The sequence below is a fragment of the Mycolicibacterium vulneris genome (assembly GCF_002104765.1).
Lineage (GTDB): Bacteria > Actinomycetota > Actinomycetes > Mycobacteriales > Mycobacteriaceae > Mycobacterium > Mycobacterium vulneris.
Genome location: NZ_NCXM01000114.1, coordinates 1 through 342, shown reverse-complemented (window position 1 = coordinate 342; position 342 = coordinate 1). Strand labels below are relative to the sequence as shown.

Here is a 342-nt window from a genome sequence, read left to right as displayed (position 1 = left end):
CTATAAGGAGCACGCATGATACGTGCGGCCCGTCCCCCGGAAAAGGGAGCGCCGGGCATTTTTCAGATCGCGAGGTAGAGCCGATGAGCAAGATCGACAAACCCCTGGACTCCTGGCGCGAGGAGTTGACCGAAGAGCAGTTCCACATCTGTCGCCTGGGCGGTACCGAACGCGCCTTCAGTGGCGAATACCACGCCACCAAGACCCCCGGGATCTATCATTGCACCTGCTGCGGCACGGCGTTGTTCGACTCCGACGCCAAGTACGACTCCGGCAGCGGTTGGCCGAGCTATTTCCAGCCGGTGGACGCCGAGGCGGTCCGCGAACTGGACGACTTCAGCC

1 protein-coding gene is annotated in these 342 nt (G+C 62.6%); it reads left to right on the top strand.

Annotation, left to right across the window (positions count from 1 at the left end; genetic code table 11):
* Window positions 1–83: 83 nt before the first annotated feature.
* On the top strand, window positions 84–342 hold a 259-nt coding region (gene msrB / locus B8W69_RS29605; RefSeq protein WP_085293156.1), incomplete at its 3' end, for a peptide-methionine (R)-S-oxide reductase.